The following is a 5441-nucleotide window of genomic DNA, read 5'->3' as shown; positions in this document are numbered from 1 at the left end:
TCTATCTCGAGACAGATTTCTCCATTTCGTTGCATTACAGTCGAAATGACGTATCTTATATTACTTTCCTCCGACATTAACCACAACACCAATGGTGAAGATAGAGTTGCCCGCAGACATGTATTTACGCTTCTTTAAGCCAATATTACTGCTGGTGGTATATTGCAGTTGAAAAGTTTTGCTAAGTGCCATACGTGTAAAAAATACAGGTTCGAAGAAAATGTTATCTTCTTTGGGCTGCACCACTTCGTTAATAAAAAAACGATCCATTTTAATATGGCTTATCCTTAATGCCGTACCATAGTTTATCGGGAAATCTGTTCCGAATAAGTGCAGGTTGTTTTTCTTTTTCGAACTATAATTCACCTGCAGAAATGTTTTTCTGTAATCTACATCCTGCACTTCGTTGCTGATCAGAATATCATCTTTAAAATCACGGAGTGTAATATCACTCCAGCCCTTACCTACACCAGCGTAAATTTCGATGATACGGTTATTTTCAGGCCCGAAAGTATCAAAGTAACCACCTCCGATCTCAATTAACTTATGTCCGAAATCTTTGGTTTTTCGTTCGCTGTTCATCCTCGAACCACTGAACAGCAACCCAACATGGTCTGAAACCGCATAGGCACCATTAACACTGGCATTACCTTTTAAAGAAATGTGCGCACCCCCGCTAAATTCACCCTGCTTGCTCAACATGGGCGTATTTGGAACATTTGGCATGTAAACAGAAGAACAACTGGCTGCAAAAAGCGCTAAAACTGGGAGTGTAAATCGTAAGTATTTAATCATAGATGCTATATAAACAGATTTTGAAGACAAAAATTGTGCTAGTATTCCATTTTCATAAAATCCATCACTCTTTTAAATTCATCATGTAAACCGGCTTTTAAGTGTATTTTTTCTTTGGTAATTGGATGAAGAAACCCAAGTTCAGAGGCATGCAGCAACATGGTGGTCATATCCCATTGCTCTTTAAAAAATTTATTCTGCTTGTTACAGCCATGCGTACGATCGCCAATAATGGGATGAAGAATATGACTGAAATGCCTCCTCAATTGGTGCATCCTGCCGGTTTTGGGCGTAGCCTCAATAAACGAATATCTTGAAGTTGGGTGTTTACCAAACGCAACCTCAACTTCAGCCTTTTGGAGCGTTCGGAAAGAGGTAAAAGCATCCTGCATGGTTCCATTTTCTTTGGCCAAGGGATAATCGATATCCATTGCATCAGGCGTGAAACCCCGTAGAATAGCCAGGTATTTTTTATCTGTCTCTGTATTCATAAATTGCTGATGCATAGCAATTTCAGCTGTTTTATCAAAAGCAAATAATAAGATCCCGCTAGTTTTTCTATCCAGCCTGTGTACGGGACTTACGTGTTTACCCACCTGATCCCTAAGCAATTGTAATGCAAATTCAGTGGCATCCCTGGCAATTGACGATTGGTGTACTAAAAGACCATGCGGTTTGTTAATTGCAATTAAATGCTCATCCTGATAAATTATCTCCAACATATTGCCGCGAAGATAAGGATATTATGTTTTTTGAGGGATTGCCTATGCAAATAAATCAAAAGCCAGGCGGAAAGTATTGCAATGGGCATCAACAATATCTTTAATATCAACTGAATAACCACCTCCCATGCTTATCTGCAAAGGTAGGTTTTTAGCCTTGCAGGCCTGCAGCACCACCCTATCACGTTCTTTACAGGCAGTTTTACTCAACGCCAGCTTACCTAATTTATCAGTAGAGAGCACATCAACCCCAGACAGGTAAAATACAAAATCAGGCTTAGACCTTTCGAATGCCTTTTTAAGATTAGTATTTAAGATTGATAAATAGGCTTCATCCTCCAGACCATCATCAAGGGGAAAATCTAAACTCGAAATTTCTTTTCTGAAAGGAAAATTTTTATCGCCATGCATCGAAAAGGTAAATACCCTTGGTTCTTTCTGAAAGATTTCGGCGGTACCATTTCCCTGATGGACATCTAAATCAATGATTAAGATGCGTTTTGCTAAATTGTTATTTAATAAATAGTTAGCAGCAATAGCCTGATCGTTTAGCAAACAAAAACCTTCACCCCAATTACTACCAGCATGATGGGTTCCTCCGGCTATATTAAAGGCAATCCCGTTGGCCATAGCGAAATGTGCACCATCAATTGTTCCCTGTGCAATCCTTAATTCACGCTCTACCAGTTGTGCATCCAGGGGAAAGCCGATACGACGTTGATCCTTTGCAGAAAGACTTAAATCCCTCAATTGCTCCCAATAGTTTTTCTCATGCGTTAGCAGCACAATTTCTTCACTCACCGGTTGGGGATTAAATAAATTATCCTGCCCAATAGTACCTTCGTGCAAAAGCTGCCCAGGGATCAATTCATATTTGAGCATCGGAAAACGGTGGCCTTCGGGCAGTGGATGCGCATATATCGGATGCCAGGCAATCTTGATCATTAACCTAAAATCTCCCCAACATGTTTTTCGATATTGGTACAGATCTGATCTACAGGAAGATCATTTGCATCATAACCAAACGGATTCTCTATCTCTTCAGCTATCAGCTCCAAACTCGCTAGTACATAGAGGATAAAGGGGACAATCGGCACCACAAAATACCCAAGACTGAATACCCATCCAAAGGGTAAAGTAACCACGTAAATGAAGATGAATTTTTTGATAAACGCGCTGTAAGAAAAAGGAATTGGGGTATTCTTAATCCTTTCGCAGGCACCACAGATGTCGGTAAACTGATTAAAATCACCTGAAAGTACAATAAACTGCTCCTGCGAAATCTGTCCCTTTTCCAACAAACCATAAAACCTGCTGATTAAACTACCTGCTATCTGGTTTGGGATATGTTTACCTTCTTCAACCTCTATCAAAAGACTGTTTTTACCAAAATACAACTTCTCGCGAAGATGCTCTTTTAAAGCAAAAGCATATTTAGGGATGCCATATTCGAAAAAACGGACATCTTCATCATCCAGTTTAAGCGCCTTGATTTTCATCGCCAGGTTACGGCTTACATTGGTTAACGAGCCCAGCAACTTTCTTCCTTCCCACCATCGGTCATAAGCGGTATTGGTCCTGAAAACCAATAGTAGCGACAAAACGAAGCCCAACAAGCTGTGCATCATGCCCACATTAGTGACGTAACTGCTTTTAGAAAGCTGAAAAAAGTTAAGTTCGGCATAAGCCACCATTCCTGAAAATGCTGCTACAGCAAGCATTAAAGGCCAAAGCTTTCTAAATGTGTCGCTTTTATGAATATGGAAGATAAATGTGCTCCAGTTTTTGGGGTTATAATTGATCATGATTGTAGCGTTGATTTTATAAAATATCCTTACTTATTTTTAACAGCGCCTGTCCGGTGAGGTAAACATCTTCAAAAGAATTATAAAGCGGCACAGCACTTAAACGGATTACATCGGGCTCACGCCAGTCGCCGAGGATATGATTAGCGACCAAACCATCAAAAATCTGCTTGCCATTGCGCTGCGCGATAATGGATAACTGAGCACCTCTGTGGTTTGGATCTTTAGGTGTAATGATCTTATATTGCTCCACTCCTAATTCATTATTTACCTCATTTATAATATACTCTAAGTATTTAGTTAAAGTAATACTTTTATTTCTTAACGGTTCGATAAAGCCAGCTTTTTCAAAAATCTGCAGCGAAGCATGGTATAAAGCCATCGGCATTACCTGTGTGCAGCTTACCTGCCAGCCATCAGCTCCGGCCTCGGGAATAAAGCCTTTTTCCATTTTAAAACGTTTATTCTCCTGATAGCCCCACCAGCCCGCAAAGCGGTTTAAATCGGCATTACCGAAATGTTTTTCGTGAACAAATATACCACTAATGCCCCCAGGACCAGAATTTTGATATTTATACGAGCACCAGCAGGCAAAATCGACATCCCAATCGTGAAGTTTTACCGGAACATTTCCGGCTGCATGGGCAAGATCCCAGCCCACAATTGCCCCGATTTCGTGTCCAACCTTAGTAATTGTTTCCATATCATACCATTGCCCGGTATAATAGTTAATTCCGCCAAATAACACCAATGCAATTTCGGCGCCGTTTTGTTCGATCTGAGCAACGATATCTTCTGTCCTGAGCACTTCTTCACCTTCTCGCGGGAAAACCTCTAAAATCGCTTCTTTTGGGTCGAAACCATGAAATCTTACCTGACTTTCAATAGCATACTGATCAGAAGGAAATGCACCGCCCTCCATAATGATCTTAAACCGCTTACCTTTTGGCCGATAAAAACTCACCATCAACAAGTGCAGATTTACGGTTAAGGTATTCATCGGGCAAACCTCTGCAGGCGATGCCCCAACTATCGGCGCCATTAACCTTTTAAGCTCTTTGTGATAAAACATCCAGGGTTCATTTCCATCAAACCACCCCTCTACAGCATAGTTGGCCCAATTATCCAACTGCACTTTTAAAACCTCACTGGCTACTTTAGGTTGAAGACCCAAAGAATTACCACACAGATAAATAAAGTCTTTTCCACTATGGTTTGGAAATAAAAATTGTGACCTAAAATGACGGAGCTGATCAGCCTCATCCTGCGCCCGGGCAAATGAAAGGGTGTTTTCGAAATTCATTGTCCAATATTACAAAAAAAGCAGGTATTGTTTCCAACCCTGCTTTTCAATTCGCTTTATTTTATTAAAATTTCATCGTATCGTGCTTACCTAAATCAGGAGTATCTCCGGTTACCACCGCCTTCAAGATACTGAAAAGCACTACAATTTTTGATGCGGATGCATCCCAATATTCTGCCTCTTCGGGCGTAACTTTTATCAGGATCAACCTCGGATCATCAATACCATCGGGAAACCATGCTTTGATAAAGGGCGAGAAATATGCCTCTTTACGCACTTTGTCATCAACAAGCGCCGCTTTGCCTTTTACAGTTAAATAAGTGTTTTTAGAGGGATCGCTATAGGCCAGCAATACATTATTTCCCTTGGAAATCTCTTTTGATTTTGGCGAATACTCATTGGTAAAAAACCACAAACTTCCGTCGTCTTCAATTTTCGCAGTGCCCATTGGCCTGCTTCCAAATTCATCACCGGAAGAAAATGTGGTGAACATACAGGTTCGCACACTTTCTGCCATTTCTTTAAGAATTGCTATATTTTTCTCGTTTTTCATAATATCAGGGATATAAATAAAAAACAGGAAGCAGCAAGAAAAGTTTGTATTATTTAAACCTTATTCGGTTTACTTACATATTTATTGCCCTTTACAAAGAAACGCCAGGGCAATAACGCGTGTTCTTGGGCGTAAGCAATACCCACGCGGGGAGTTGCAGCAATATCTTCGTCATTGTACCTGATACGATGATCTTCGATCCAGATCTCATCCCCGGTAAGCTGTTTGGCATTAAACGCTTTATCAATACCCAGTGCTTTTGC

General features: G+C 40.5%; 7 protein-coding genes. All 7 read right to left on the bottom strand.

The annotated features are described in order from the left end of the window. Positions 1–60 precede the first annotated feature (60 nt). Positions 61–795, bottom strand: a complete 735-nt coding sequence (locus B2V92_RS06250) for a hypothetical protein (RefSeq protein ID WP_293305865.1) — start codon at positions 793–795, stop codon at positions 61–63. A gap of 38 nt (positions 796–833) precedes the next feature. Beyond that, the gene (locus tag B2V92_RS06245; protein ID WP_293305863.1) at positions 834–1517 is read right to left on the bottom strand and encodes a pseudouridine synthase; all 684 of its coding nucleotides are present in this window, start codon (positions 1515–1517) and stop codon (positions 834–836) included. A gap of 42 nt (positions 1518–1559) precedes the next feature. Then, entirely contained in the window at positions 1560–2462 is a 903-nt protein-coding gene (locus B2V92_RS06240) for a histone deacetylase family protein (RefSeq protein WP_293305861.1), read from the bottom strand. After that, the gene (locus B2V92_RS06235) at positions 2462–3322 is read right to left on the bottom strand and encodes a bestrophin family protein (protein ID WP_293305859.1); all 861 of its coding nucleotides are present in this window, start codon (positions 3320–3322) and stop codon (positions 2462–2464) included. Before B2V92_RS06235 ends, B2V92_RS06240 begins: the two co-directional genes overlap by 1 nt. Positions 3323–3338: 16 nt before the next feature. Next, on the bottom strand, positions 3339–4625 hold the full coding sequence (gene kynU, locus B2V92_RS06230; protein ID WP_293305857.1) for a kynureninase: 1287 nt from the start codon (positions 4623–4625) through the stop codon (positions 3339–3341). A 64-nt stretch (positions 4626–4689) separates the two neighbouring features. Beyond that, positions 4690–5178 (bottom strand): pyridoxamine 5'-phosphate oxidase family protein, encoded by a 489-nt coding sequence (locus B2V92_RS06225; protein WP_293305855.1) that lies wholly within the window; start codon positions 5176–5178, stop codon positions 4690–4692. Between the two features lie 53 nt (positions 5179–5231). Then, positions 5232–5441: DNA-3-methyladenine glycosylase (locus B2V92_RS06220; RefSeq protein ID WP_293305853.1), on the bottom strand; the 210-nt coding region annotated here is incomplete at its 5' end.

The sequence above is a fragment of the Pedobacter sp. UBA5917 genome, from assembly GCF_002432345.1.
Taxonomy (GTDB): domain Bacteria; phylum Bacteroidota; class Bacteroidia; order Sphingobacteriales; family Sphingobacteriaceae; genus Pedobacter.
Note: the sequence above shows the minus strand (reverse complement) of the source record. Positions and strands in the feature narration are given on the sequence as shown.